The sequence below is a fragment of the Tistrella mobilis KA081020-065 genome (genome assembly GCF_000264455.2).
In the GTDB taxonomy this organism is placed as follows: Bacteria; Pseudomonadota; Alphaproteobacteria; order Tistrellales; family Tistrellaceae; genus Tistrella; species Tistrella mobilis.
This window is the reverse complement of sequence record NC_017956.1, coordinates 1,002,439-1,028,268: the sequence shown is the minus strand read 5'-3', so window position 1 is coordinate 1,028,268 and position 25,830 is coordinate 1,002,439. Positions and strand designations below refer to the sequence as shown.

At 67.8% G+C, this 25,830-nt stretch carries 21 protein-coding genes; 6 read left to right on the top strand and 15 right to left on the bottom strand.

Features of this window, described 5'->3' with window-relative positions; all coding sequences use genetic code 11:
* Positions 1 to 29 precede the first annotated feature (29 nt).
* The 4 genes from TMO_RS04690 to TMO_RS04675 all read right to left on the bottom strand — a co-directional run bounded on the left by TMO_RS04690 (position 30) and on the right by TMO_RS04675 (position 4,969).
* Positions 30 to 2,750, bottom strand: coding sequence for a sensor histidine kinase (locus TMO_RS04690; protein WP_014744450.1), 2,721 nt, complete (start codon positions 2,748 to 2,750; stop codon positions 30 to 32).
* A gap of 4 nt (positions 2,751 to 2,754) precedes the next feature.
* Positions 2,755 to 3,039, bottom strand: a complete 285-nt coding sequence (locus tag TMO_RS04685; protein ID WP_014744449.1) for a hypothetical protein — start codon at positions 3,037 to 3,039, stop codon at positions 2,755 to 2,757.
* A 21-nt stretch (positions 3,040 to 3,060) separates the two neighbouring features.
* The gene (locus TMO_RS04680; RefSeq protein WP_014744448.1) at positions 3,061 to 3,432 is read right to left on the bottom strand and encodes a response regulator transcription factor; all 372 of its coding nucleotides are present in this window, start codon (positions 3,430 to 3,432) and stop codon (positions 3,061 to 3,063) included.
* A 70-nt stretch (positions 3,433 to 3,502) separates the two neighbouring features.
* Positions 3,503 to 4,969: a helix-turn-helix domain-containing protein gene (locus TMO_RS04675; RefSeq protein WP_014744447.1), complete on the bottom strand. Its 1,467-nt coding sequence runs from the start codon at positions 4,967 to 4,969 to the stop codon at positions 3,503 to 3,505.
* 198 nt (positions 4,970 to 5,167) lie between these two features.
* Between TMO_RS04675 and TMO_RS04670 the strand changes: the two genes are divergently transcribed.
* From TMO_RS04670 to TMO_RS04650, 5 genes are all read left to right on the top strand, one after another.
* Positions 5,168 to 6,508, top strand: coding sequence for a substrate-binding protein (locus tag TMO_RS04670; protein ID WP_014744446.1), 1,341 nt, complete (start codon positions 5,168 to 5,170; stop codon positions 6,506 to 6,508).
* Positions 6,509 to 6,634: 126 nt separating this feature from the next.
* Entirely contained in the window at positions 6,635 to 7,660 is a 1,026-nt protein-coding gene (locus TMO_RS04665) for a branched-chain amino acid ABC transporter permease (RefSeq protein WP_014744445.1), read from the top strand.
* Position 7,661: 1 nt separating this feature from the next.
* Positions 7,662 to 8,813: a branched-chain amino acid ABC transporter permease gene (locus TMO_RS04660; protein ID WP_014744444.1), complete on the top strand. Its 1,152-nt coding sequence runs from the start codon at positions 7,662 to 7,664 to the stop codon at positions 8,811 to 8,813.
* A gap of 12 nt (positions 8,814 to 8,825) precedes the next feature.
* On the top strand, positions 8,826 to 9,584 hold the full coding sequence (locus TMO_RS04655; protein ID WP_014744443.1) for an ABC transporter ATP-binding protein: 759 nt from the start codon (positions 8,826 to 8,828) through the stop codon (positions 9,582 to 9,584).
* Positions 9,584 to 10,333 carry an ABC transporter ATP-binding protein gene (locus tag TMO_RS04650; RefSeq protein ID WP_014744442.1) on the top strand — a complete coding sequence of 250 codons (750 nt, stop codon included), beginning with the start codon at positions 9,584 to 9,586 and terminating at the stop codon, positions 10,331 to 10,333. Before TMO_RS04655 ends, TMO_RS04650 begins: the two co-directional genes overlap by 1 nt.
* Before the next feature lie 27 nt (positions 10,334 to 10,360).
* Here TMO_RS04650 and TMO_RS04645 read toward each other — a convergent pair whose 3' ends face one another.
* The 6 genes from TMO_RS04645 to TMO_RS04620 form a co-directional block, all read right to left on the bottom strand.
* Positions 10,361 to 10,828 (bottom strand): hypothetical protein, encoded by a 468-nt coding sequence (locus tag TMO_RS04645; RefSeq protein ID WP_014744441.1) that lies wholly within the window; start codon positions 10,826 to 10,828, stop codon positions 10,361 to 10,363.
* Positions 10,829 to 10,843: 15 nt separating this feature from the next.
* Positions 10,844 to 12,871: a hypothetical protein gene (locus TMO_RS04640; protein ID WP_014744440.1), complete on the bottom strand. Its 2,028-nt coding sequence runs from the start codon at positions 12,869 to 12,871 to the stop codon at positions 10,844 to 10,846.
* A 165-nt stretch (positions 12,872 to 13,036) separates the two neighbouring features.
* On the bottom strand, positions 13,037 to 14,329 hold the full coding sequence (locus tag TMO_RS04635; protein ID WP_041604831.1) for an adenylosuccinate synthase: 1,293 nt from the start codon (positions 14,327 to 14,329) through the stop codon (positions 13,037 to 13,039).
* Positions 14,330 to 14,333: 4 nt separating this feature from the next.
* Positions 14,334 to 15,509, bottom strand: a complete 1,176-nt coding sequence (locus TMO_RS04630) for an ATP phosphoribosyltransferase regulatory subunit (protein WP_014744438.1) — start codon at positions 15,507 to 15,509, stop codon at positions 14,334 to 14,336.
* Between the two features lie 318 nt (positions 15,510 to 15,827).
* Entirely contained in the window at positions 15,828 to 17,405 is a 1,578-nt protein-coding gene (gene serA, locus TMO_RS04625; RefSeq protein ID WP_014744437.1) for a phosphoglycerate dehydrogenase, read from the bottom strand.
* Between the two features lie 117 nt (positions 17,406 to 17,522).
* Complete coding sequence (locus tag TMO_RS04620) at positions 17,523 to 18,689, bottom strand: phosphoserine transaminase (RefSeq protein WP_014744436.1); 1,167 nt, start codon at positions 18,687 to 18,689, stop codon at positions 17,523 to 17,525.
* A gap of 298 nt (positions 18,690 to 18,987) precedes the next feature.
* On the opposite strand from TMO_RS04620, the gene TMO_RS29070 reads away from it, so the two are divergent.
* A complete protein-coding gene (locus TMO_RS29070; protein WP_187297811.1) occupies positions 18,988 to 20,100 on the top strand; it encodes a GGDEF domain-containing protein in 1,113 nt (370 codons plus the stop codon).
* On the opposite strand, the gene TMO_RS04610 is transcribed toward TMO_RS29070, so the two are convergent.
* From TMO_RS04610 to folP, 5 genes are all read right to left on the bottom strand, one after another.
* Positions 20,097 to 20,885, bottom strand: a complete 789-nt coding sequence (locus TMO_RS04610; protein ID WP_014744434.1) for a PhzF family phenazine biosynthesis protein — start codon at positions 20,883 to 20,885, stop codon at positions 20,097 to 20,099. The genes TMO_RS29070 and TMO_RS04610 overlap by 4 nt on opposite strands.
* Positions 20,886 to 21,253: 368 nt before the next feature.
* Complete coding sequence (gene thiD / locus TMO_RS04605) at positions 21,254 to 22,099, bottom strand: bifunctional hydroxymethylpyrimidine kinase/phosphomethylpyrimidine kinase (protein WP_014744433.1); 846 nt, start codon at positions 22,097 to 22,099, stop codon at positions 21,254 to 21,256.
* Positions 22,096 to 22,935 (bottom strand): bifunctional hydroxymethylpyrimidine kinase/phosphomethylpyrimidine kinase, encoded by an 840-nt coding sequence (locus TMO_RS04600; protein ID WP_014744432.1) that lies wholly within the window; start codon positions 22,933 to 22,935, stop codon positions 22,096 to 22,098. The genes thiD and TMO_RS04600 overlap by 4 nt, the downstream gene beginning before the upstream one ends.
* Before the next feature lie 152 nt (positions 22,936 to 23,087).
* Positions 23,088 to 24,443: a phosphoglucosamine mutase gene (gene glmM, locus TMO_RS04595; protein ID WP_014744431.1), complete on the bottom strand. Its 1,356-nt coding sequence runs from the start codon at positions 24,441 to 24,443 to the stop codon at positions 23,088 to 23,090.
* Positions 24,444 to 24,602: 159 nt separating this feature from the next.
* On the bottom strand, positions 24,603 to 25,808 hold the full coding sequence (folP, locus tag TMO_RS04590) for a dihydropteroate synthase (RefSeq protein ID WP_014744430.1): 1,206 nt from the start codon (positions 25,806 to 25,808) through the stop codon (positions 24,603 to 24,605).
* Positions 25,809 to 25,830 lie beyond the last annotated feature (22 nt).

The window sequence follows — 25,830 nt, the reverse complement described above, 5'->3', positions numbered from 1 at the left end:
CCTGAACGATCACCATCGGGCGGATCTGCCTAAGCTTTCGGCAGATCCGCCCTTTCGCGTCCGGTGCCCGGCAGGGGCTGGAGGGGGAGCGAGACGACGAATTCGGCACCGCTGCGGCCGGTGCCGAGGCCCAGCCGGCCGCCGAAGCTTTCGACGATCTGGCGGCTGATGGCGAGGCCGAGCCCGGCGCCGGTCTGTTGATGGGCTGAGCCGCGGGCAAATTTTTCGAAGATCCGCTCCCGATCCTCTTCGGGCACGCCGCGGCCGTTGTCGCGCACGCTCGCCTCGTAAAGATCGCCGCGCACCCGGCTGGATACCACCACCTGGGGTGTGGGGTCGGTGTTGTATTTGATCGCATTGGCGATCAGGTTGACCATCACCTGGGCGAGCTTGTCGCGATCGCCCAGAATCAGGACATCACGGGTCCGCGTGCCCCGTTTCAGCACCACGCCCGAGCGCAGGGCCAGCGCCTCGCAGCTTTCGATCGCCTGATCCAGCGCCATCTCCGGATCGAGCAGTCCCGGCGACCACGAGAGGCCGCGGGTCTCCAGCAGGTTCATGTCCAGGATCCCGTCCAGCAGCCGGGTCAGGCGCAGGCTTTCGTTCTGGATGATGCCGAGAAAGCGGAGCTTCTTCGCCTCGTCCAGATCCTGATTCTCCAGCAGGATATCGCTGAACGAGCGGATCGAGGCCATGGGTGTGCGCAATTCGTGGCTGATCTGGCTCAGAAAATCGTCCTTCTGCTTGTCGACCTCACGCAGGCGGGCATTGGCGCGGGCAAGTTCCGCCGCCGTGCTCTCGATCTGCTGCGATTTCCGTTCCAGCTCGGCCGAATAGGCGCGGATACGCTCGGTCTCTCCCGCCAGCCGCTTCAGCTCTTCGACGCTGATCGTCTCGCTGGAGACGATGCGCGAGATCATCGTCCGGGCCGAGGCCGCACCGATATGGGCGGCGAGCCGCTGTTCCACCGCCGTGATCAGCTCGTCGCTCGCCACCGTCGCACGGCCCGCCCGGCGGTCGCGGACGAAGATCTGCACGGTTTCCGCCGGGCCCAGCACCCGGTCGGCGATCTGGCGCAGTTCGGTGATCGGGGCCGTGCGGCGCAGCACCCGCTGCTCGCTCTCGGTCCGGCGGCGGAAGACATCGATGAACAGCGCCGATTGCAGCCGGGCGAGCGGCGTCGGCTCGGTCATCATCGAGACCACGACGAAGAGCGCGGTGTTGACGAACAGGCTCCAGAAGGCGGCATGCACCAGCGGGTCGAGCCCGCTCAACCCGAACAGCGTGCGCGGCTTAAGCCAGGCCCAGCCGAAGGGGCCGTTCTGGACCAGCGCGGTCGAGATCAGGAAATGGTCCTGGAAACTGGGCAGGAACAGCATATAGGCCCAGACCAGGAAGCCGGCGATCATGCCGGCGAGGGCCCCCTTGTGGGTTGCCCGCCGCCAATAGAGCCCGCCGACCAGCGCCGGCAGGAACTGCGCCGCGCCGCAGAACGAGATCAGGCCGATATCGGCAAGGGCACCCGCCGTGGCGGCCAGGCGGAAATACAGGAAGCCCAGGAGGATGATGAACAGGATGCTGGCCCGACGCGAGCCCAGGATGAAACTGCGCACGGTTTCGGCATTGGCATCCGACAGCGACGAGAAGCGCAGCGCCAGCGGTGTGACGATGTGGTTGGAGATCATGGTCGAGAGCGCGATCGACGACACGATCACCATCGAGGTGGCCGAGGAAAACCCGCCGATGAAGGCCATCAGCGCGATCACGTCCTGGCCGGCATCCAGCGGCAGGGTCAGCACATAGAGGTCGGGGTTGGCATCGGGCGGCAGGCGGTTGAGCCCGGTGACCGCGATCGGCACCACCAGCAGGCAAAAGACGAAGAGATAGAGCGGAAACAGCCACGAGGCGGTGCGCAGCTGGCGCTCGTTGGAATTCTCGACCACCGTCACCTGGAACTGGCGCGGCAGGCAGATGATCGCCGCCCCCGACAGGATGCAGAGCGTGATCCAGCGCACGCCGAAGGTCTGCTGCGGATTGGTGAGGCTGACCGGCGCATCGGCAAGAGCGGCCGCGGGGGAGCCCGCCAGCCAGAACACCACCCAGAGCCCGACCGCGAGCAGCGCCACCAGCTTGACCACCGCTTCGAGCGCGATCGCCGCGATCACGCCGTGATGGCGTTCGTTCACGTCGATATTGCGCACGCCGAACATGATCGAGAAGACCGCGAGCCCGAGTGCCACCCAGGCACCCGACCAGTAGTCTGGCACGAGATCGATCTTGGTGGCGGTGACGGCGCCCGCCGGGAAGGTAATGACCTGGAAGCTGGCGGTCAGCGCCTGCAGCTGGAGGGCGATGTAGGGCGTGGTCACCACCAACGCCACCAGGGTGACCACGGCCCCCAGCGCCGGATTCTTGCCGAACCTGGCCGAAATCAGATCGGCGATCGAGGTGGTGTTGTGCACCCGGCCGACGGTGACCAGCTTGCGCAGGAACACCCACCAGCCGGTAAAGACGATGGTGGGGCCGATATAGATGGTGGCGAATTCGAGCCCGCTGCGCGCGGCGGAGCCCACCGCTCCGAAAAAGGTCCAGGAGGTGCAGTAGACCGAAATCGACAGGGTGAAGATCAGGGGAGAGGCCGACCAGCGGGCACGCCCGGCCCGGGCCTGCCGGTCGCAGATGAAGGCCACGGTGAACAGCACCGCGACATAGAGCAGACAGACGGTGATGACCAGATTGGCCTGGAGCATCGGTTCAGCCCCGCCCTGCCCGACTGCGCGGCGCCAGGGGCCCAGTCGCCGTCTCCTGCCGGCGCAGCCGCTCTGCCACGATAAAGGCGCCGGCCACGATCAGCGCCCAGACCCCGAACAGATAGACCACGATCAGCGGAATGCCGGCGATCTGCACCGGTGCGGTGAAGATCAGGATGATCGGCGGCATCAGCAGCAGGATGGCGGCATAGGGCAGCACGCCGGCCAGGTCGCGGATCCCCTGCCCCTGCTCGTGCCCCCCGCCGTCATCGACGGGATCGGTCTCCATGCCTGCGGACTTTCGGTAAGATCAGGCCCCGACGAAATGGCTGACCCGTTCGACGATATGGGCGTTGGAAAAGGGCTTCACGATGAAGGCGCTGGCGCCGATCTGCTCGGCCATCTCGCGGTCATGGGCCTGCCCCTTGGCGGTGAGGACGATCACCGGCAGCCCGCCGATCGTCCGATCGGTCCGGATCGCCCGCAGCACGTCGAAACCGTTCATGCCCGGCAGCATGACGTCGAGAATCACGGCTTGAAACGGCTGTCGTCGCAGCCGGTCCAGCGCATCCGCGCCATTGGCGATGGTATCGACCTCGAAGCCTGCCCGCGTGAGTATGAAGCTCAGCGACTCCGCGATATTCGGCTCATCTTCGGCGATGAGTATGCGCGCCCTTGACAAGGCATCTATCCTCCCCGGTTTTTTCTCCAGCCTACAGCCTTCGCCGACCCGCCCCCAAGGGTTTTCCGGATCATGTGATCAACGGGGCTTCCTGGCGATGGTCACAACCGTTGCGCGGACAGAGCCGGCAGACCGTGCCGAGGGGTATGGTGGCGGTCGTCCGGTCGATGCCGTCGCCCTGCACCAGCCGGTCGGCATCGGTTGCCGCGGCGGCCAGCATCACCGACAGCAGGTGCCGGGGTCGGTCGGCCGCAGGCGGCCGCTTTTCCACCGCGCGGGCGAAGAACAGGAAGGCATCGCCCGAGGGCAGCTCACCGAAGGCGCGCGCCGTCACCCCCGGGGTCTGGAAGGCGCCGTAGATCGGCCAGAGCGGACAGGCATTGCCATAGCGCGGCAGCGGCAGCCGCGGCAGCGACATGCGCTTGGTGACATAGCCGGAGCTGTCGGAACGCATGAAGGCGAAGCGCACCCCTTCGGCGCCCGGCCGGCGGAGCGTGGCGGCCCGGTGGGCAGCCTGTTCATAGGAAATGCCGAAGATCCGGCCCAGTCGGTCCAGGTCGTAGCGATGGCGCTCCGCCGCCTCAAGAAACCGGTCATAGGGCATGACGATGGCGGCGGCCATGTAGGATTGCAGCGCTGCCGCGGCCAGCACCCGCGCCTCGTCGGTGCCGAGTGCCGGATGGGCGGCGACGAAGGCCTGGATCTCGTCCCCCGCCAGCACGGCGGCAAGATCGCGCAGCAGGCCGAAGCGCCGCCGCTCGGGCGTCAGCGGATCATCCTCGGGCAGGGCGATCCCCAGCCGGGCGGCAGCGGCGGCTTCGGGCGTTTCTCCCCGCCGCAGCCCGGTGCGGAACCCCTCGGCCGCCGTTTCGAGAAACGGAAAATGGTTGCCGGTCTCATAGATGAATGTGTCGACATGCTCCATCACGGTCGAGGACCGGACCCGCATATGGGCGCTGTCGAAAAACCCGGCCAGACGCTGAGCGGTTTCCGCCAGACGGTGGCTGTCCGAGGCGACGATGGCGGTGAAGCGCGCCCGGTCCGCCTCTTCCAGATCGCCGCCTTCCAGGATTTCGGCCGCCGACGACACCGCCGCCGCCCGGGTCAGGATCCGGTGGACGCTCTCGCCCAGGAAGGGGTCGTGGTTCAGCCGGTCGGCCATGGCCAGCACCACCTGGCGCTGATCCATCCAGGCCCGATAGACCCCCAGCAGCAGCGCGGCCCAGCCCGGGGCACGGCCAACCAGTTCCTCGGCCGCTTCGGCGGGCGGCGCGCCATCGGACACCGCCGGATCGGCGGCGATCTCGTTCAGCATGTCGACCAGCCGGCGCTCGGCACCGCCATCCAGCAGGCCGCGGGGCACGCCGATCCCGCGGGCGATCCGGTCCAGCAGCTCCCCCGCCACCGGCCGGCGATCATGTTCTATCAGGTTGAGATAGGCCGCAGAAATCCCTGCGCGACGCGCAAGCGCGCCCTGCGTCAACCCCGCCTCCTTGCGCAGGGTCCGGATCTTCATGCCGGTGAGCGTGCGTGACATCGGCCCCTCCCCTGTCTCGCCCTCTTGTAAATTAATCACAAACTGATGACATATCGACTCAAAAGATTTACAAAATTATATAACCAAAACAATGACTTATTGAAACACGTCACAAATGAGGGAAGGATAGTGCCCAGGCGGGAACGCCTGACGCGCCGGCCCGCGGATCGGCGCGATCAAGATACGGGAGGAGACATAATGAGCATCGTTCGGATGAACCGACGTGCCTTCCTGAGGAGCAGTGCACTCGTCGGTGCCGGGCTCGCCGTACCGACCATCTTCACCAGCGCCTCCAGAGCCGCGGACTTCTGCAACGCACCGACCGGCAGCACCGTGACCCTCGGCTTCAACGTGCCCCAGACGGGGCCCTATGCCGACGAGGGTGCGGACGAACTGCGCGCCTATCAGCTGGCCGTCAAGCACCTCAACGGCGAGGGCGACGGCGGCATGCTGAACACGTTCAAGGGCTCGCAGCTGAAGGGCAACGGCATCCTGGGCAAGAAGGTCGCCTTCGTCACCGGCGACACGCAGACCAAATCCGACGCGGCCCGCGCCTCGGCCACCCGCATGATCGAGCGTGACGGCGCGATCATGATCACCGGCGGCTCGTCGTCGGGTGTGGCGGTGGCGGTGCAGTCGCTTTGCCAGGACGCCGGCGTGATCTTCATGTCCGGCCTGACCCATTCCAACGACACCACCGGCAAGGACAAGCGCCGCAACGGGTTCCGGCACTTCTTCAACGCCTATATGTCGGGTCAGGCGCTGGGGCCGGTGCTGGGCGAAGCCTATGGCAAGGACCGCAAGGCCTATCACCTGACCGCCGACTATACCTGGGGCTGGACCCAGGAAGAATCGATCAAGGCGGCCACCGAGAAACTGGGCTGGAAGACGGTCGCGACCGTCAGAACCCCGCTGGGTGCGGCGGATTTCTCGCAGTATCTGACCCCGGTGCTGAGTTCGGGCGCGGATGTGCTGATCCTCAACCACTATGGCGGCGACATGATCAACTCGCTGACCCAGGCGGTGCAGTTCGGCATGCGCGACAAGCAGGTGAACGGCAAGAATTTCGAGATCGTCGTCCCGCTGTTCTCGGAACTGATGGCCCAGGGTGCGGGCGATGCCGTGAAGGGCATCTACGGCACCGCCAACTGGGACTGGAAGCTGGAGGACGAAGGCACCAAGGCCTTCACCAAATCCTTCGGTCAGGAATACGGCCAGCCGCCGTCGCAGGCCGCCCACACCTGCTATGTGCAGGCCCTGCTCTACGCCAATGCCTGCGAAATGGCCGGCACCTTCAATCCCGAGGGTGTGGTCAAGGCGCTGGAGGGCTTCAAGTTCGACGGGCTCGGCAACGGCCCCACTCTCTATCGTGCCGAAGACCACCAGTGCTTCAAGCCGGTGCTGGTCGTGCAGGGTAAGGAGAACCCGTCCGACAAGTTCGACCTGATGCGCATCGTCAAGCAGGTGCCCACCGAGGACGTGATCTACGACGCCGCGATGTTCGGCGGCGAACTCGGCCCGGTCAACTCCCGCTGCTGACCCGTTGAGGGATCCAGGGCCGGCCCCGGCGACGGGACCGGCCCGTCCTCATATGCGCGCGTCGCGCATGCGCGTATCTCCTGCCCTCTTGGAAGCGGCCCGCGCAGGCGGGGCTGGGAAAAACCCATGGACGCATTCGCTCTCCAACTGCTCAACGGTCTGGACAAGGGCGGCGCCTATGCGCTGATCGCCCTGGGCCTCACTCTGGTCTTCGGCACGCTCGGTGTGGTGAATTTCGCCCACGGCGCCCTGTTCATGATCGGCGCCTTCATCGCCGTCAGCGTGAACGGGCTGCTGCGCCTGGAAACCGTGACCATCGATCCCACCAAGCTGACCCCCTGGGGATCGCCCATGGAGGTGCGCACGCCCCTGGTCCAGGCCTGGCTGGGCGATTTCGGCGGCTTCCTGCTGCAGTATTCGGTGCCGCTGTCGATCCTGGTCGCGATACCGGTGATGCTGCTGCTGGGCGTCGCCATGGAACGCGGGCTGATCCGCTATTTCTACCGCCGCACCCATGCCGAACAGATCCTGGTGACCTTCGGCCTCGCCATCGTGCTGCAGGAGCTGATCAAGGCCGCCTTCGGCGCCAACCCGATCTCGATGGCCGCCCCGCCGGCCTTTTCGGGCAGCGCCAATATCGGCGAGTGGATCGGGCTCGGCGCCGGGGTGATCTATCCCTGGTGGCGGCTGGTCTATCTGGGCTTCGCCCTGGTCATCATCGCGGGCGTGATCGCCTTCCTGCAATTCACCACCTACGGCATGGTCGTGCGGGCCGGCATGCAGGACCGCCAGACCGTGGGTTTCCTGGGCATCAACATCCAGCGCCGCTTCACGATCGTCTTCGGCATCGCGGCCGCGGTCGCCGGCATGGCGGGGGTGATGTACACGCCGATCGTGCCGCCCAGCTACCATATCGGCATGGAATTCCTGGTGCTCTCCTTCGTCGTCGTCGTGGTCGGCGGCATGGGATCGATCAGCGGTGCGGTCGCCGCCGGCTTCCTGCTCGGCATCCTGCAGAGCTTCGCCTCGATGACCGAGGTCAAGGCCGTGATCCCCGGCATCGACCAGGTGATCGTCTACCTCGTCGCCGTCGCCGTGCTCCTGATCCGGCCGCGCGGGCTGATGGGTCGCAAGGGCGTGATGGAGAACTGAGATGCGCACGCTTCGCCACGACCTGATCTACATGGCCGTCTTCACCCTGGTCATCCTGACCATGCCGCTGTGGATGCAGCCCTTCGGTGCCGCCTATCCCGATCTGCTCCAGCGGTTCGCGATCTACGGCATTCTGGCCATCGGCTTCAACGTCCTGTTCGGCATGACCGGCTATCTGTCCTTCGGCCATGCCGCCTTCCTGGGCGTCGGGTCCTATGCCGCGATGTGGTCGTTCAAGCTGCTGACCATGAGCGCCATCCCGGCACTGATCTTCGGCGTGCTGGTCTCAGGGATCTTTGCCGCGGTGATCGGCTTCATCAGCCTGCGCCGCAGCGGCATCTATTTCTCGATCCTGACGCTCGCCTTCGCCCAGATGTCCTACAATCTGGCCTATTCGGTGCTCACCCCCATCACCAATGGCGAGACCGGGCTGCAGCTGTCGCAGAGCGACCCCAGGGTCATCGATGCGGCGCTGGGCGTCGAACCGACCGTGGGCCTGCCGGTGCCGACCATCTTCGGCATGGATATGAGCGGCTTCGGCGGCTTCTATTTCTGCGCGGTGCTGCTGATCCTGGGCTTCTTTCTGACGCTCCGGATCGACAATTCGCCCTTCGGCATGATGCTGCGGGCGATCAAGTCCAACCAGACCCGCATGGCCTATACCGGCTTCAACACCCGGCCCTATACCATGGCGGCCTTCGTGATCTCGGGCATGTATGCCGGCCTCGCCGGCGCGCTGCTGGTGGTGACCGACCCGCTGGCGGGGGCCGAGCGCATGCAGTGGACCGCCTCGGGCGAGGTGGTGCTGATGACCATCCTGGGCGGCGCCGGCACCCTGCTCGGCCCGCTGATCGGGGCGACCGTCATCAAGTATTTCGAGAACATCTTCTCGGCCTATCACCATGCCAAGCTGGAAGATGCGCTCTCCTTCCTGCCCGACGGGCTGCAGCACACCATGGTAACGGTCATCTCCCCCTTCGTGGGCGAGGGCTGGCACCTGACGCTCGGCCTGATCTTCCTGGTGATCGTGATCTTCCTGCCCGGCGGGCTGATGGAGGGCGCCCGGCGGATCCGGGCGGCCTGGACACGGCGCCGGCAGCCTGCGACGGCGGACCAGACCACGGGCGGCCTGCGCCCGGCCAAGGCGGAATAGGAGATGACGGCCATGGAGAATGCAGTCCTCCACGTCGCCGATGTGCAGAAGAATTTCCGGGGTCTGAAGGCGCTGTCGGATATCGACCTCCAGGTCATGGAGGGCACCACCCACGCCATCATCGGCCCGAACGGCGCCGGCAAATCCACTTTGCTCAATGTCTGCATCGGGCGGCTGCCGCCGGATTCGGGTGCCGTGGTGTTCGACGGCGAGGTCATCACCGGCAAGAAGCCGCACGAGATCAACCAGATGGGCATCGCGCGCGTCTTCCAGACGCCCGAAATCTTTCCCGATCTCACCCTCTTGCAGAATGTGATGGTGCCGGCCTTCGCGAAGCGCGACGGATCGTTCAGGCTCAACCCGTTGCAGATGGTGTCGGCCCAGGCGGTGATCCGCGACGAGGCGGAGCACTGGCTGACCGATGTCGGGCTGAAAGAGCACATGCACCGCACCGCCGGCAGCCTGTCGCGCGGCGACAAGCGGCGGCTGGAACTGGCCATGGCGCTGGTCCAGCACCCGCGCCTGCTGCTGCTGGACGAGCCCACCGCCGGCATGTCGCGCCACGACACCAACTCCACGATCGATCTGCTGAAGAAGATCAAGGAGCGCGGCATGACCAAGGTGATCATCGAACACGACATGCATGTGGTGTTCTCTCTGGCCGACCGGATCACCGTGCTGGCCCAGGGGCGGATCATCGCCGATGGCGCGCCCGACGAGGTGCGCGCCAATCCGAAGGTGCGCGAGGCCTATCTCGGAGGAAACCACTGATGAACGCGATGCCTTCCGCCGGGCCGGCCGCCGCCTCCGCCAAGGCCCCCTATTTCAGCGTGCGCAACATTCACGCCTATTACGGCGAAAGCTACATCGTCCAGGGGGTCAGCTTCGACATGGCCGAGGGCGATGTCGTCGCCCTGCTCGGCCGCAACGGCGCCGGCAAGACCTCGACGCTGCGCACCCTTGCCCGGGCCACCGACCCTGAACTCAAAAGCGGCGAGATCTGGCTGAACGGCGCCGCGCTCCACAAAATGCGCGATTTCGAGGCGGCCAAACACGGCGTGCAGCTGGTGCAGGAAGACCGCCGGATCATCCCCGGCCTGACAGTGGAAGAGAACCTGCAACTGGCCCAGATCGCCGAGCCCAAGGGCTGGCCGCTGGAGCGGATCTATGAACGCTTCCCGCGGCTTGCCGAACGGCGCCACCAGGAGGGGGTGACGCTGTCGGGCGGCGAACAGCAGATGCTGGCGGTGGCGCGCGCCCTTGCCCGCGACCTGAAGCTTCTGCTGCTGGACGAGCCCTATGAAGGGCTGGCGCCGGTGATCGTGGAAGAGATCGAGCGCATCGTCGCCGAGATCAAGCAGATGGGCATCACCACCATCATCGTCGAACAGAACGCGGTTGCGGCGCTTCAGCTCGCCAACCGCGCGCTGATCCTGCATATGGGCGAGATCGTCTTCGACGGCTCGGCGCAGGCCGTGCTCGACGATGCGGAACTGCGCAACGAATATCTGGCGATCTGAGACCGGCCGGACCTGACGACGACGGCATCACCCGGTGATGCCGTCGCCCCATTCCTCGCGCAGCTTTTCCTGACGGGCTTCGAGTTTCGCGACCGAGCGGTCATGGCCGGCATCGGCGAAGACGCCGGCGACCAGCGGCGCCAGCCAGACCAGCGACCAGCCGACGCCGGCGGCACCATACATCTGCAGCCAGACGATCGGGTCACCGACCATCATCCGCGCCTGCGAGAGCAGATGGCCGGTCAGCCACAGATCGCGCAGCACCGGCAACACGCCGGCCAGATTGCAGGCGGTGATGCATTTTGCGGTATAGGCGCCCGGCCGGTTTTCCATGAACACCGCCACCAGCGACGGCGCCATGCCGATGGCCAGCACCAGCGCGGTCGGCGTCGCGAAGATCGCGAGCGTGCCCAGCACCGCCAGAAAGGTCAGCGGCAGGGTCATGCTCTTCTGTTTGGCCGGCGCGCGCCGGGCCGCGGTCTTCTTCTTCGCCATCCTTGCCCCCGCCGGTCAGACGTCGCCCAGGGTGAGCGCCGCCAGCACCCCGAGCAGGATCATATAGCCCAGCATCGCCGCCACCTGCCGGCCGAAATGCTGCGCCTCCAGCCGCCGGGCCGCCCGGGTCTCGTTCAGTCGGCGGATGCCGAAAGACAGCTGGGCATGCAGCGCCTGGGCATTGGCCATGCCGCGGTTGTCGGCCTCGCGCCGTTCGGGATTGTCGACGATCGCCCGAAGCGCGTTCAGGGAGCCGAGCGGCGCCACCCGCTCCAGCTCTTTCTCCATCCATTCCCGCGTGGTCTTGCCGTTATAGCTCTGCACCACCGGCCCCAGCCGCTGCACCAGCCAGCGGGCCAGCATCGGCACGCGCACCTGGGGCTGGGTTTCCTGGGCGAGGCTCAACAGGTTGAGCTGGGCAAGCCGTTCCGAGGCCTCGCCGTCGCCGCCCACCACCACGCCGCGCAGCGCCCCGGCATAAGAGATGCTGAGTTTGGTGGCGATGAAGGCGGCAATATGGCGGTCGACCGGTGCCGTGCCCCGCCCCGCCCCGCGGGCGCGGTGATCCAGCGCCATCAGCAGGTCGGCCACGCTCTGCGGATAGGCGTCGGCGACCAGCGGGCTCAGGCATGGCAGGGTCGGGTTCAGGTCGTAGAGCACCCGCTCCAGCCCGAAGCCCATCATCGGCTCGGCCACGAAACCGCGCAGCCGCATGAAATCGGCCATCTCGCTCTGCGCCAGGCGCCGCTTGGTCTGATCGTTCGGATCGACCAGACTGAGCCCGATCATCGGCAGGCCTTCCATCAGTATTTCGGCCATGGCCTGGCGGGTGTCGCGGTCGTCGTCGAGAAAGGCGACCGCGATCAGCGGCCCCAGCCCGTCCTTCATCACCGCCACATGGCGCAGCCGCAGCGGCCCCTCGGGATCGAGCGCCGCGAGCACACGAGCGAGCGTGGCATCGCCGCCCGGCCCGGCATCGACCCGGCCGGCGGCGATCGCCTGGGTGATCATGTTGCCGCGCCGCTCGTCGCCGATCGCCCGCGCGACCCAGCCGTCGAGCTTTTCGTCGATCACGATCCTGAGCGCTTCCCGCCAGTTCTCGGCCAGCGCGGTGGCGAGACTCATGGCATTGGTGTGCTCGATGCCCTTGAAGATGAAGGATCGCGCCGCCTGCGGCCGGGTGGAATGCATGGCGCCGATGCTGCGCCGGCCGTCCAGCCAGGCCCTGACCTCTTCATAGCCCCAGCGTTCCTCGGCATTGTCGCTCAACAGCCCGCGCAGCAGGCCGCCGACATCGGTGCCGAACCGCGCCCGATCGGTCAGCGCCACATAGGATCCGCGATCCAGCCGACGGCGCATCAGATCTGCCGCGGCATCCGCACTTTCCAGCCCCGGCACCCGGCGGGCCAGCGCCGCGGCGAAAAGCGCACCCAGCGCAAAGAAATCCTCGCGCGGGCCGCCCTCGCCCCGCCCGGCCGGCAGGGCGGCCGCCCGTTCGACGCTTTCGAAGGCGATCGGCTGGCCTTCGCCCGGCGGGCCGCACAGGCAGTCGCCCAGCGCGATGCGGGTGCGGGCCAGATCGGCGAAATAGAGATTGTCGAGCGCGATCGCCCGATGCGCCATGCGCGCGTCGTGCAGCGCCTTCAGCGCCGCGATCAACGGCCGGAGCAGCAGCCGCGACAGTTCCAGATCGTCGCGGTTCTGGCCGTCGGTCTTCAGCCAGTCGATCACCCGGCCACCGAGCGGACGTTCCAGGATCACCGCGAAGCGCCGGCCCTTGCCGTCGCCCGGATCGATCACGCCGCCTTCGATGGTCCGCAGCAGCCCGGGCTGGTCGAGCCGGCGGACCACCCGCAGCCAGTCGTCGCGCACCGGCCGGCCGCGCCGGGCGACCAGGGCGATCAGCGGCCGGTCCTTCTCGCGCAGATCCTCGGCCCCGAAAGCTTCGACATGCGGCCGGTCGAACTCCTCCAGCCGCACGCCCGGTATCATCCGGTAGCGTCCGCCGATGATGGTGTGTTCGTTCTGCCCGGCTTCCGACATCCAGACGTGCCCCGTCCCCTACCCGCTCCCGTCCGGTCGCGGTCCCCTCCCCCTGTATACCCGGTTCCACACGATGCTGCACGGCCGAAGGGGGTGCCCGAACGAAGGGCCGCCGGCAGAAATCCACCGGCGGCCCTGATGTCGTCCCGTCCTGCGACGATCCGGTCAGTCGATGAACGGATCGTGGACCAGGATGGTGTCCTCGCGCTCGGGGCTGGTCGACAGCAGCGCCACCGGCGCCTCGATCAGCTCTTCCACGCGGCGGATGTACTTGATGGCGGTCGCCGGCAGATCGGCCCAGGACCGCGCGCCCTGGGTGCTCTCGCTCCAGCCCTCGATGGTCTCGTAGACCGGCTCGATCTCGGCCTGGGCCCGCGGGCTCGACGGCAGATAGTCGATGACCGCGCCCTTGTGGCGATAGCCGGTGCAGACCTTGATCTTCTCCAGCCCGTCGAGCACGTCGAGCTTGGTCAGCGCGATGCCGTCGATGCCGCCGGTCTTGATGGCCTGGCGAACCGCGACCGCATCGAACCAGCCGCAGCGGCGCGGACGGCCGGTGACGGTGCCGAATTCATGGCCGCGCTCGCCCAGCAGCTTGCCGATCTCGTCATGCAGCTCGCTCGGGAACGGGCCCGAGCCGACGCGGGTGGTGTAGGCCTTGGTGATGCCCAGCACATAGCCGATCTGGCCGACCGCAAAACCGCTGCCGGTCGCCGCCTGCGCCGCCACCGTATTCGACGAAGTGACGAAGGGATAGGTGCCGTGGTCGATGTCGAGCATCGCCCCCTGGGCACCCTCGAACAGGATGCGCTTGCGGGCGCGGCGGGCCTCGTTGAGCGTCCGCCAGACCGGGTCCATATAGGGCAGCAGCTTCGGCGCGATCTCGTCGAGCTTCGCCATCACCTCGTCGCGCGAGAACCGCTCTTCGGCGCCGAGGCCGGTGAGCAGCGCGTTGTGGTGCAGCAGCAGATCGTCGAGCTTGGTCGCCAGCAGGTCGCGATCGGTCAGGTCGCAGAGGCGGATCGCCCGGCGGGCGACCTTGTCCTCGTAGGCAGGCCCGATGCCGCGGCCGGTGGTGCCGATCTTGTTGCCGCCGCGCGCCGCTTCACGCGCGCGGTCGACCACGCCATGCAGCGGCAGGATCAGGCAGACATTCTCGGCAATGCGCAGCGTGTCGGGGGTGATCTTGACCCCCAGCTTGCCGATCCGGTCGATCTCGTCGAGCAGGGCCCAGGGATCGACGACCACGCCATTGCCGATCAGCGACAACTTGCCCCGCACCACGCCCGACGGCAGCAGGCTGAGCTTATAGGTCTTGCCGTCGATAACCAGCGTGTGACCGGCATTATGGCCGCCCTGGAACCGCACCACCACGTCGGCACGGTGCGACAGCCAGTCGACGATCTTGCCCTTGCCCTCGTCGCCCCACTGGGAGCCGACAACGACCACGTTGCTCATGAGCTTACGCCCCCCGGATATCGATGGCGTCGAGCGGGATGGCATCAGCCCCCCGCAGGATGTGGGAACAGCCCTGCGCGCGCGCCTCCGCGACAGGGTCGGTCTCGGGCGCAAGGCCCTGGACGGTGATCCAGCCGTCGGCACGGAAGGTACGGCCCGCAACCGGGCCGCAGCCGAACGGCAGGTAGAGATGACGCGGCCGCACGGGCGCATCGATCGCCCGGAGCACGCTGTCCATATAAAGACTGAAGCCGGTGGCGGGCTCGCCGCCGCCGTTCTGATCGGCACCGGCGACATAGCGGCCGCCGCTGCCCAGCTCTCCGCGAACGCCGGCTGCAAACAGCGAGAAGCTGACGCCGGTCTGATAGTCGAGCCCGCGATGCTCGATCGGATCGATCGTCACCTGGGCATCCAGATCGGCGAGGTCGATGACCCGGACCACATCGGCGACCATGGCGACCAGACGGCGCGCCTCGGCCGGCAGCTCCAGCGCATCCAGCCGGGCCAGCGCCTCGGCGGCGATGCCCGCGGCATCGAGCAGCCCGGCATAGAGCGGTGCTGCGGCACCGGCGAGTTCGGCCACCGCCGTCGGATCCTTGCGGTCCAGCGCCTCGCGCAGCGGGCCCAGCTGATCGGTCGGCAGGCCGAAGGCTTCGGCCACCACATCGACCATGGTCGGCAGGTTGAGGTCGATGGTCAGCCCCTTCACGCCGATGCCGGTCAGTGCCTCGGCGGCCAGCCGCACCACCTCGGCATCCGCCGTGGGTTCGGGCGCGCCGATCAGCTCGATGCCGACCTGAGCGAACTGGCGTTCGGGCCGCAGCATGCCGCCGCGCACGCGCAGCACCTGGCCGGCATAGGACAGGCGCAGCGGCCGGGCGGCATGGGCCAGGCGGGTGGCGGCGATGCGGGCCAGCTGCGGCGTCATGTCGGCGCGCACGCCCATCATCCGCTGCGACACCGGATCCATCACCCGGAAGATCTGGGCGGCGAGCAGCCGGCCCGGGCCGGTCAGCAGGCTGTCTTCGAATTCCACGAGCGGCGGCTTCACCCGCGCATAGCCTTCGGCCGCGAAATGAGCCATCAGCCGCTCGATCGTCTGCGCCTCGAAGGCGGCATCGGGCGGCAGGAGGTCCTGCAACCCGTTCGGCAGGAGCGCGCGCTGGCGGTCGTCGATCATCGGCCCCGGTCTCAACCCATGGAAAACATCCGGACCGCGCATTTCCACGGCCGGTTCAGGACGCACGAAAGCCGTCACGACCCCGTTTCCCGGGCGCCGACGGCCGGGGCGGAGTGTAGCCCCGCGGGGCCCGGCACTCAACCGCAAACGCACGAAACCGGCCGCCCCGGAGGGGACGACCGGTTTCGATACTTTTGAGACCGCTCGCGCTCAGAAGCTGAGCGCGGTCCCTTCGATGAGAGTCGCTCAGAAGCTGAGCGCGGTCCCTTCGATGAGAGTCACTCAGAAGCTGAGCGCGGTCCCTTCGATGAGAGTCGCTCAGAAGCTGAGCGACAGGGCGGTGATCACGTTCGGCAGGCCCTGGACCTGCTTCAGCACCGCCTCGCGCAGGGGCTGGTCGACTTCGATCAGGCAGATCGCGCGGGCGCCGGGCGCCTGACGGCCGAGATGGAAGCTCGCGATGTTGATGCCCGATTCGCCGAGCGTGCGGCCGACGCCGCCGATGAAGCCCGGCTTGTCGTTGTTGACCACGAACAGCATGTTCTCGGCCAGTTCGGCTTCGATCGCCACATCCTCGACCGAAACCAGACGCGGGCGGTTGCCCGCGATCAGGGTGCCGGCGACGCTGCGGCCGCCGCGCTCGTCCGACACGGTCAGCTTGATCTGGGTCTGGAAATCGGTCGCCTTGTCGCTGCGCACCTCGGTCACCGAGATGTTGCGCTCCTTGGCGACGATCGGGGCGTTGACCATGTTGACGCTGTCGAGCAGCGGGCGCAGCAGGCCGGTCAGCAGGGCCGCGGTGATCGGCCGGGTGTTGAGGGTGGCAACCTGGCCCGAATACTCGACGGTCACGCCGCGCAGGCCGGTTTCGGCCAGCTGGCCTGCAAAGCTGCCCAGCTGTTCGGCCAGCTTCATATAGGGCTTCAGCTTCGGCGCCTCTTCCGCGGTCACCGACGGCACGTTGATCGCGTTGGTGATGGCACCGGTCAGCAGGTAGTCGGCCATCTGCTCGGCCACCTGCAGGGCGACGTTCTCCTGTGCCTCGACGGTGCTGGCGCCCAGATGCGGGGTGGCGACCACGCGCTCGTCACCGAACAGCGCATTCTCCTTCGCCGGCTCTTCGGCGAAGACGTCGAGGGCCGCCCCCGCCACCTTGCCGGAGTCGAGCGCCGCCTTCAGGTCCTTTTCGACCACCAGGCCGCCGCGGGCGCAGTTCACGATATAGACGCCGTCCTTCATCTTGGTGAAGGCGTCGGCGCCGATGATGCCGCGGGTGCCGTCGGTCAGGGGCGTGTGCAGGGTGATGACGTCGGCGCGACGGAACAGCTCGTCCAGCTCCACCTTCTCGACGCCCAGATCCTGCGCGCGCTCGGGCGACAGGAAGGGATCGAAGCCGATCACCTTCATCTTCAGGCCCTGGGCGCGGTCGGCGACGATGGCGCCGATATTGCCGACGCCGATCACACCGAGGGTCTTACCCGTCACTTCCACGCCCATGAAGCGGTTCTTTTCCCACTTGCCGGCATGGGTCGAGGCATTGGCCGCCGGAATCTGGCGCAGCATCGACAGCATCAGCGAGATCGCATGCTCGGCCGTGGTGATCGAGTTGCCGAAGGGCGTGTTCATCACGACCACGCCATGGGCGGAGGCGGCCGGGATGTCGACATTGTCGACGCCGATACCGGCGCGGCCGACGACACGCAGATTGGTTGCGGCCGCCAGGATGTCCTTGGTGACCTTGGTGGCCGAGCGGATGGCCAGGCCGTCATATGCGCCGATCACCGCGCGCAGCTCGTCCGGGGTCATGCCCGGCTTCACGTCGACCTCGATCCCGCGCGAGGCGAAGATCTCGGCGGCGGCGGGGCTCATCTTGTCGGAAATCAGGACCTTGGGCATGGGAAGTCTCCATCGCGGGCCGCACGCCTTCCCACGCAGTCTTGCGCGGAAAGGCGGGGCACCGTTTTCGAACCGGGAATACGGGAAAGCAGGGGTCGTATGGAGGGCAGGAAAAGCTCAGGCCGCGGCGGCCTTGGCCTTCACCTGATCCCAGGCCCAGTCGAGCCAGGGCAGCAGCGCTTCCAGATTGGCGCGCTCGACGGTCGCACCACCCCAGATGCGCAGGCCGGCCGGGGCATCGCGATAGGCACCGATATCCAGCGCCGCCCCCTCGGCATCCAGCAGACCGGTCAGGTCCTTCTGGACCTTGGCCTGGCCGGCGGCATCGAGACCCTGGAACCAGGGGTCGACGATCGCGAGGCAGATGGAGGTCGGCGAGCGGGTGGCGGCATCGGTGGCGAGGAAATCGACCCAGTCGGTCTTCGCGACCCAGTCGGCCAGCACCGCGAAATTGCCTTCGGTGCGGGCGATCAGGGCTTCGAGGCCGCCGATCTGCTCGGCCCATTTCAGGGCGTCGAGATAGTCTTCCAGCGCCAGCATCGAGGGGGTGTTGATCGTCTCACCCTTGAAGATGCCGTCGATCAGCTTGCCGCCCTTGGTCATGCGGAAGATCTTGGGCAGCGGCCAGGCCGGGGTGTAGCTCTCCAGCCGGGCGACCGCGCGCGGCGAGAGGATCAGCATGCCGTGCTGGCCTTCCGAGCCCAGCACCTTCTGCCACGAGAAGGTGACGACGTCGAGCTTGTCCCAGGGCAGGTCCATCGCGAAGGCGGCGGAGGTGGCGTCGCAGAAGGTGAGACCCTCGCGATCGGCCGCGATCCAGTCGCCGTTCGGAACCCGCACGCCCGAGGTGGTGCCGTTCCAGGTGAAGATCACGTCGCGGGTAAAATCGACCTGACCCAGATCCGGCAGCTGGCCGTAACCGGCGGTGAAGCTGCGGACATCCGGCAGCTTCAGCTGCTTGACGATGTCGGTCTTCCAGCCGTCGCCGAAGCTTTCCCACGACAGGATGTCGACGCCACGAGCGCCGAGCATCGACCACATGGCCATCTCGAAGGCGCCGGTATCGGAGGCGGGAACGATGCCGACCTTGAAGTCGGCCGGGACGCCGAGGATCGCCGCGGTGCGGTCGATGGCTTCCTTGAGCTTGGCCTTGCCAAGCTTCGCGCGGTGCGAGATGCCGAGCGCAGCGTCGCTCAAGGCATCGAGGCTCCAGCCCGGGCGCTTGGCGCAGGGGCCGGACGAGAAGCGCGGATCGAGCGGCTTCGCGGCGGGTTTCGTCGTCATGTGCCTTCCCCTCAGGAAGAGTGGCGACCCGTTGGGGGGTCGCGGCCCGCTGCCGACGATAGTGAGGTCGCCCCCACCGGTCAACACATGTCAGCCGGGCAGGAACCCGACGGAAGCCATGCACCGGACGCATGGCTCATACGCCGGCCTGTCCCCCGATGACCCGCCAGACCCCGATTGTCCACATGATTTCTTAACCCTGCAGCCCGCATAGTGCTGGTCTGCCCCTGCTGCTTACGGCGACGACTGCAAAATGCTCTCCTGGCCGGACGTCATCGACCTCAGGACGGTCGGGATCATGATCATCATGACCTGCGTCATCTCGTCGATGGTCTCGATCGTTATCTGGCGCCTCAACCGGCCGATGGCCGGCCTCATCTCGTGGATGCTGGCCGCCTTCGGCGGCACGCTGTCGTTTCTCGCCTGGGTATCCATGCCCTGGCTGGGGCGGGAGATCGCCATTCCGCTCAACATGACGATCTCGACCGGCAGCCTGATGCTGATCCTGGACGGGGTGCTCCGGTTTCGTGGGCTGATCCCGGCGGGGAGACTGCGCTGGATGACGCCGACGGCCATGCTGATCGAAGCCGTTCAGGTGATCGTGAACCTGAACCAGGACTGGCTGCGGATCACGCTGAACGACATGCTGAACAGCATGATCCTGGTCGCGATGATCGCGGCCCTGCTGCATCGCGCCCGCCGCGACGAACGGACCATCCATCTGATGATCGCCGCCGGTACCGCAGTGATGGTCTGCAGCTATCTGTTCCGGATCGACGCAGCCCTCGCCGCGCCGCGCGGCACCTTCCGCGCGCCGGGCGATCCGGCGCATGCCTATGTGTTCTTCATCTCGCTGCTGTTCATCCTGAGCTGGACCTTCGGCATGCTGCTGATGGTGAACCTGAAAGTGCATCGCGCGCTGGCAGATCTGGCCGATCGCGATCCGCTGACCGGCATCGGCAACCGCCGCCTGCTCGACCGTCTGGCGACACGCAGCCTGGCCCATGACCGGGCCGGCCTGGTGCTGATCGACCTGGACGGGTTCAAGCACATCAATGACAGTTTCGGCCACGATCAGGGCGACAGGGCGCTGACCTGGATTGCCGACACCCTGCGCGGGCTGCTCAGGCCGGGCGAGACGCCGATCCGACTGGGCGGCGATGAATTCGCGCTGTTCATCGACGGAACGGGCGACAGCAGCGATCTGGATGGCCGGGTGGCCGAACTGGATGCCGACATCAATGGCCGGATCTCCATCGGGGCCGGCTTTCCCCTGCCGGCGCGTGTCAGCATCGGTGCCGCCGCGGCGCCCGCCGACGGATCGACGCTGGATGCGCTGATCATGGCGGCCGACCGGCGGATGTATGCCGACAAGCACGGTTTCCGGCCGGGAACCGAAGCCCGGCCTTAGAGGTAGATGATGCCTTCCATGTAGCGCTGAACCAGGGCTGCCACCACGGCCCGGTCACGCCCGCTGCTGCACCAGGCACTGCCGCCGCGCTGACCGACCACACGGACGGTGAGGTCGTCGCGGTCCAGACGCTGGCGCCAATAAGGCAGCAGGGTGCACAGCGCCGAGGACCGGACGGCAAGTGCCTCGGGCCCCCATTTCGCCGCCACCACCCGAGCGGTGAAATCGCTCTGATCGCCGGGAGAGGTGAGCACCACCACCGGCCGGCCGAGCGTGTCCATGGCAGCGCGGTCGATGCGCACCGCCTCTACCGCCGCCTCGTCGGCCAGCACCGCCACATAGCACGAGCTGTCGAGCATCATCACCGTCTCGGGCGTGATGCCGCCCAGCGCGGCAGTGAGGTCCACCCGGCCCAGCATCTTCACCGGCGGGCGCAGCGGCAGATCGACCAGCACCGACGAGGTGTCGCGCTGGCCCATGATCATGCCCGAGGGGGTGAGCAGCTGCACGCGGCGGAGCTGCGGCTCCAGGTAATGGAAGACGGTATGCGCCGCCGCCAGCGCGCCCGGTGCCGAGAGCGGCACCTCGGCCGCGCGCGAGAACCAGCGAACCTCGTAGACCCCGGCGGAGCCCACCAGGAACACGGTTTCGGCCTTGGCATGCTCGCCGGCGATATCGGCCAGGATGTCGTCGGGCAGCCAGCCGTCCAGCGGGCAGACCACAGCGGGCACGCCGCGGAACACACGGTCGGCGAAGACGTCGAGATGGCAGATGGGGATCTGCATGCGGCGGCCGGAGGTCTCGGAACGTTGGGATCGGGTGGCGGTCGTCGAGGCCCCTCCCGCAGTGGTGGGAGGCCTGGTCGGGGTGAACCGGACCAGTGTGCTGGCTTCAACCGGCGCTGAGGGATCGCCCCGCTCCGGCTTCTCTGACGGACCGCTCGACATCTGGCAAGGTTCCGCGACGACAGGGGAAAGGGTAGACGATGGGTAAAAGGGCAGGCGACAGGCAAAACAATAACGGGGCCCGTGCTGCCGCCGGACGGCGATGCCCGTGCCCCATTCGTTCACCTTACACGCCTTGGCCGCCGGATGCCAACCTGGCGCGCCCCCACCGTCAGTTTCACCATAACGTCGTTATGGGTGATCGGCTGTCACAAAGCCGCCACCATCCGGTTCCAGTCGTGGCGAAGCGGGCCATGGCCATGGCCCAGTCCGGGCGCCGCCAGCATGGCCTGGCGGACATAGGACCGCGCCACCGCCACGGCTTCGGCCATGGGCCGGCCGCGGGCAAGGCCGGCGGCAATGGCGCTGGCGGTGGTGCAGCCGGTGCCGTGGGTATGGCGGCTGTCGATCCGGGCGCTTTCGAAGCGCAGCACCTTGAGGCCGCCTTCGGGGGCGGGCGTCACCAGCATGTCGACCAGCACCGGCCCGTCCATATGGCCGCCCTTGATCAGCGCGGCGCGGGCGCCCTGGGCGATCAGGCTGCGGCCGGCCTGGATCATCGAGGCCGGGTCGGTGACGGCAAGGCCGGTCAGCACCTCGGCCTCGGGCAGGTTCGGGGTCACCACGGCCGCCCGCGGCAGCATCAGGGCCTTCAGCGCCTCTACCGCATCGGCGCGCAGCAGCCGGTGGCCGCCCTTGGCGACCATCACCGGGTCGACCACCAGATCGAGGCCGCCTGCCAGCGCCGGATCCAGCCGCTCGACAACCGTCCGGATCACTTCGGCCGAATGGAGCATGCCGGTCTTGGCCGCGGCGACACCGCCGGCCAGCACCGCGTCGATCTCGGCGATCAGGGCCGGGGCCGGCACTTCCCAGACACCCGTCACCCCCAACGTGTTCTGAACGGTGAGCGCGGTGATCGCCGGGCAGCCGTCGGCACCCAGTGCCAGCGTGGTCTTGACGTCGGCCTGGATGCCGGCCCCGCCGCCGGAATCAGACCCGGCGATGATCAACACACGTGGCAAGCTGGGCACACGCGGCAGGCTGGTGGTCACGGGCAGGTCTCCTCGCCGGCGGGATCGTCGGGCGTCACCGCCCGGAAAGCGGCATGCAGGTCGGTGAAGGGATGAGAGCCGGCCGCGGCGCGCGCAGCCGGATCGGCTGCCACCGTCGCCCGGATCAGCTCGGCATGATGCCGCCACGACCGCCTTGCGTCGAGCCCCCGGATCGCGCCCATGGCGACCGCGGTCGCAAGCCCGATCGGCGGCCCGCCCAGCGGCCCGGCCGCCAGGCCTTCATCGGCGATCAGGTCGATATCGTCATCGGCGAGCATGGCGATGCCGAAGGCGGGACCGCCGGCCACCACCACCTGCTCGGGCCCCAGGCTCGCCAGCGTGGCCACCGCATCGATCAGCCCGTCGACATGGCGGATTTCGCGCCCGACCATCATTTCGGCCGCGGCCAGATCCAGGATCAGCGCCTGGGCGCGGACCACCAGACGGGCCTTCAGCACCTGCAGCGCATCGCGGTTCATCAGATGGCGGCCGGTGGCATCGACCAGCACCGGATCCAGGATCAGCGGCACGCCATGGCCCAGATGTTCCACCACTTCCGACACCGCCAGCAGCTGGTCGGTCTCGGTCACCCGGCCGATGCGCAGGGCATCGGCGCCGATATCTTCCATCACCGCCCTGAGCTGACCGCCGACGATGTCGGCCGGCACCGGCATCGCCTCGCCATCGGCGACGATGGCCGTCACCGTGCTCGCCGCATAGACCCCGCAGGCGGTGGCGAGCTTCAGGTCGAAGGCGATACCTCCCCGGCCTTCGGGATCGCCGTGGTCCACGCTGAGCAGCCGCGGCATCGCCGTCGCAGATGAAGCACCCGTCATCGGACTGCCCTTTCCCCTACCCTGACGGTTCCGGTCCGACAGCCCCCGGCCGGCGGTGCCCGTTCACATGATCCGGCGGAAGCGTTCCTCCACCTTTGTCTGGCATGATGTTAGCGGGCCGAAAGTTAACGCTTCCACCCCTTCCATGCAGATCATTCAGGTCGCGTGGCCACCCGTTCCATCACTTCGACGATGCGACCGACGACCTGTTCCACCAGGACGGGATCATCGGCTTCCGCCATGACCCGGATCAACGGTTCGGTGCCCGAGGGGCGGATCAGAATGCGGCCATGGCCGTCCAGCCGCGCGGTTTCCTCCGCGATCACCCGAACCACCGCGTCGTCGACCGTCGGCGCCTGGCCGGCATAGCGGACATTGCGCAGCAGCTGCGGCCAGGGGTCGAAGCGGCGGGTGGCGGCAGAGGCGCTGATCCCCTCCTCCACCATCACCGCCAGCACCTGCAAGGCGGCGACCAGCCCGTCGCCCGTGGTGGCATAGTCGCTGAAGATCATGTGGCCCGACTGCTCGCCACCGACATTGTAGCCGTCGGCGCGCATGCGCTCGCCCACATAGCGGTCGCCGACCTGTGTGCGCACCAGGGTGAGGCCGCGGGCCTCCAGATAGCGCTCCAGCCCCATATTCGACATGACCGTGGCCACGATCCCGCCGCCGGTCAGCCGGCCGCGCTTCGCCCAGCTGGAGGCGATCAACGCCATGAGCTGGTCGCCATCGACCTGATGGCCGGCCTCGTCGACCACGATCACCCGGTCGGCATCGCCGTCGAGCGCAATGCCGATATCGCAGCCCTTCTCCACCACCGTTCGCGCCAGCGCCTCCGGCGCGGTGGAGCCGCAGTCGCGATTGATGTTGAAGCCGTCGGGCTCCACGCCGATCGCCGTGACCTCGGCGCCCAGCTCCCACAGGATGGTGGGGGCGACGGCATAGGCGGCACCATTGGCGCAATCGACCGCAACCTTCAGCCCGTCGAGCCTGAGGCCCCGCGGCAGCGTGCCCTTGATCGCCTCGATATAGCGGTCGCGGGCGGTATCGAGCCGGCGGGCGCGGCCGAGTTTCTCGGGTGCCGCCAGCCCGCCATCCTGCGGCCCGTCCATCATCGCCTCGATCTCGGCCTGAACCTCGTCGGACAGCTTGTAGCCGTCGGGGCCGAACAGCTTGATGCCGTTATCGGCGAAGGGGTTGTGCGAGGCCGAAATCATCACCCCCAGATCGCAGCGCATCGACCGGGTGAGCATGGCGATCGCCGGCGTCGGGATCGGGCCGACCAGGAAGACATCGCAGCCGGCCGAGACGAAGCCCGCGGTCAGCGCCGGCTCGATCATGTAGCCCGACAGCCGCGTGTCCTTGCCGATCACCACCCGGGTGCGTGCGCGGGCAGAGCGGAAATGCATGCCGGTGGCGACACCGACCCGGAGCGCCACCTCGGCCGTCATCGGCCAGGCGTTGGCCTGGCCACGAATGCCGTCGGTGCCGAAATAACGTCGCGCCATGATCAGATCACCCGAATGTCCTGGTCCCGAGGGCCCTCCGCGCCGGGCTGGCCGGCGGGCGGATGGGCAAGGCTTGGCCCCGCACAGGGGCCCGATGGTGGTGCGACGACCGATGCCGCAGCATCGGCCGGGCGCCGCCGGGCGGCGGCGCGGGCGGCCCTACGCCCGGCCGCGGCCGATTGCCTGGCCGACCACCAGCGCCTGAACCGTTTCAGCCACGTCATGCACCCTCACGATCTGGGCGCCCTGGCCGACCGCGAGCAGAGCGGCGGCAAGCGAGCCCGGCACACGCGCCCGGGGCGCCTCTTCGCCGGTGATCCGGCCGATGAAGCTCTTGCGCGACACGCCGATCAGCAGGGGGCGGCCAAGGCCGTGAAAGATCGACAGGTTATGCAACAGAGCGAGATTCTGGTCCACCGTCTTTGAAAATCCGATCCCGGGATCGACCGCCACCTGCCCCGGCGACACCCCCGCCTCGTCGAGCAGGACCAGCCGATCCTCGAGTTCGTCGAAGACATCGAGCACCACATCGTCATAGCCGGTCAGCTGCTGCATGGTTTCCGGCGTGCCGCGCATATGCATGGCAACGGCCGAGAGCCCCGTCTGTGCCACCACCCCCGCCGCCGCGGGGTCGTAGGTGAAGCCGCTGACATCGTTGGCGATGGCGGCACCGCGGCCGGCGGCATGGTGCATCACGGCGCCCTTGCGGGTATCGACCGAGACCACGGCCCCGGCGGCCGACGCCTCGTCCAGCGCCGGATCCAGCCGCCGGATCTCTTCGGCCGGGTCGATATCGGCGGCGCCGGGGCGGGTCGATTCGGCGCCCAGATCCAGCAGATCGGCGCCATCGGCCAGCGCCCGGCGGACGGCCGCTGCGGCATCGGCGGGCGCAAAGGCGTCGCCGCCATCCGAAAAACTGTCGGGCGTGACGTTCACGATCGCCATCACCCGGGCGCGGCGCTGCAGATCGAGCCCGGCAAAGCGCTGGCGGGGGGCCTCCAGCGCCCGCAGACGCCGGGCCAGACGCCGGCCACCCGGATATTCCATCACCCGGTCGGCGAGCCTGAGTGCCGCCTCTACCGGCAGCACCACCCGCCCCGGGCGGCCCTCCCCGCCCCGCCAGAGCAGCTCCACCATGTCGAAGGCGAGCCAACCGCCCGCCAGGCGCCGGAAGCCCGGCCCCGGCAGGCGCGTGGCGGGTTTCAGAAGCCCCGCCCCCGGGGTGACCGCGACCGGCGCAAAACCGAAGGGGCGGGCATACAGACGAAGACCCGCATCGCCCTCGCGGATGCGGGTCTCCAGAGACGCGGCTGCGGCCGCATCCGAAGATGCGGCCGCAGCGTTGGCAGGCAGGTCATGGGCCAAGGTCGTGTCCTGGTCCGGTCGG

Excerpts from the sequence above, each read along its gene's own strand:
- TMO_RS04645 (WP_014744441.1), bottom strand. The coding sequence starts at position 10,828 with ATGGCGAAGAAGAAGACCGCGGCCCGGCGCGCGCCGGCCAAACAGAAG.
- TMO_RS04630 (WP_014744438.1), bottom strand. The coding sequence starts at position 15,509 with ATGATCGACGACCGCCAGCGCGCGCTCCTGCCGAACGGGTTGCAGGAC.
- TMO_RS29070 (WP_187297811.1), top strand. The coding sequence starts at position 18,988 with ATGATCATCATGACCTGCGTCATCTCGTCGATGGTCTCGATCGTTATC.
- TMO_RS04650 (WP_014744442.1), top strand. The coding sequence starts at position 9,584 with ATGAACGCGATGCCTTCCGCCGGGCCGGCCGCCGCCTCCGCCAAGGCC.
- TMO_RS04670 (WP_014744446.1), top strand. The coding sequence starts at position 5,168 with ATGAGCATCGTTCGGATGAACCGACGTGCCTTCCTGAGGAGCAGTGCA.
- glmM (WP_014744431.1), bottom strand. The coding sequence starts at position 24,443 with ATGGCGCGACGTTATTTCGGCACCGACGGCATTCGTGGCCAGGCCAAC.
- TMO_RS04665 (WP_014744445.1), top strand. The coding sequence starts at position 6,635 with ATGGACGCATTCGCTCTCCAACTGCTCAACGGTCTGGACAAGGGCGGC.
- TMO_RS04635 (WP_041604831.1), bottom strand. The coding sequence starts at position 14,329 with ATGAGCAACGTGGTCGTTGTCGGCTCCCAGTGGGGCGACGAGGGCAAG.
- TMO_RS04610 (WP_014744434.1), bottom strand. The coding sequence starts at position 20,885 with ATGCAGATCCCCATCTGCCATCTCGACGTCTTCGCCGACCGTGTGTTC.
- TMO_RS04690 (WP_014744450.1), bottom strand. The coding sequence starts at position 2,750 with ATGCTCCAGGCCAATCTGGTCATCACCGTCTGTCTGCTCTATGTCGCG.
- serA (WP_014744437.1), bottom strand. The coding sequence starts at position 17,405 with ATGCCCAAGGTCCTGATTTCCGACAAGATGAGCCCCGCCGCCGCCGAG.
- TMO_RS04600 (WP_014744432.1), bottom strand. The coding sequence starts at position 22,935 with ATGACGGGTGCTTCATCTGCGACGGCGATGCCGCGGCTGCTCAGCGTG.
- TMO_RS04655 (WP_014744443.1), top strand. The coding sequence starts at position 8,826 with ATGGAGAATGCAGTCCTCCACGTCGCCGATGTGCAGAAGAATTTCCGG.
- TMO_RS04675 (WP_014744447.1), bottom strand. The coding sequence starts at position 4,969 with ATGTCACGCACGCTCACCGGCATGAAGATCCGGACCCTGCGCAAGGAG.
- TMO_RS04640 (WP_014744440.1), bottom strand. The coding sequence starts at position 12,871 with ATGTCGGAAGCCGGGCAGAACGAACACACCATCATCGGCGGACGCTAC.
- TMO_RS04660 (WP_014744444.1), top strand. The coding sequence starts at position 7,662 with ATGCGCACGCTTCGCCACGACCTGATCTACATGGCCGTCTTCACCCTG.
- TMO_RS04685 (WP_014744449.1), bottom strand. The coding sequence starts at position 3,039 with ATGGAGACCGATCCCGTCGATGACGGCGGGGGGCACGAGCAGGGGCAG.
- TMO_RS04620 (WP_014744436.1), bottom strand. The coding sequence starts at position 18,689 with ATGACGACGAAACCCGCCGCGAAGCCGCTCGATCCGCGCTTCTCGTCC.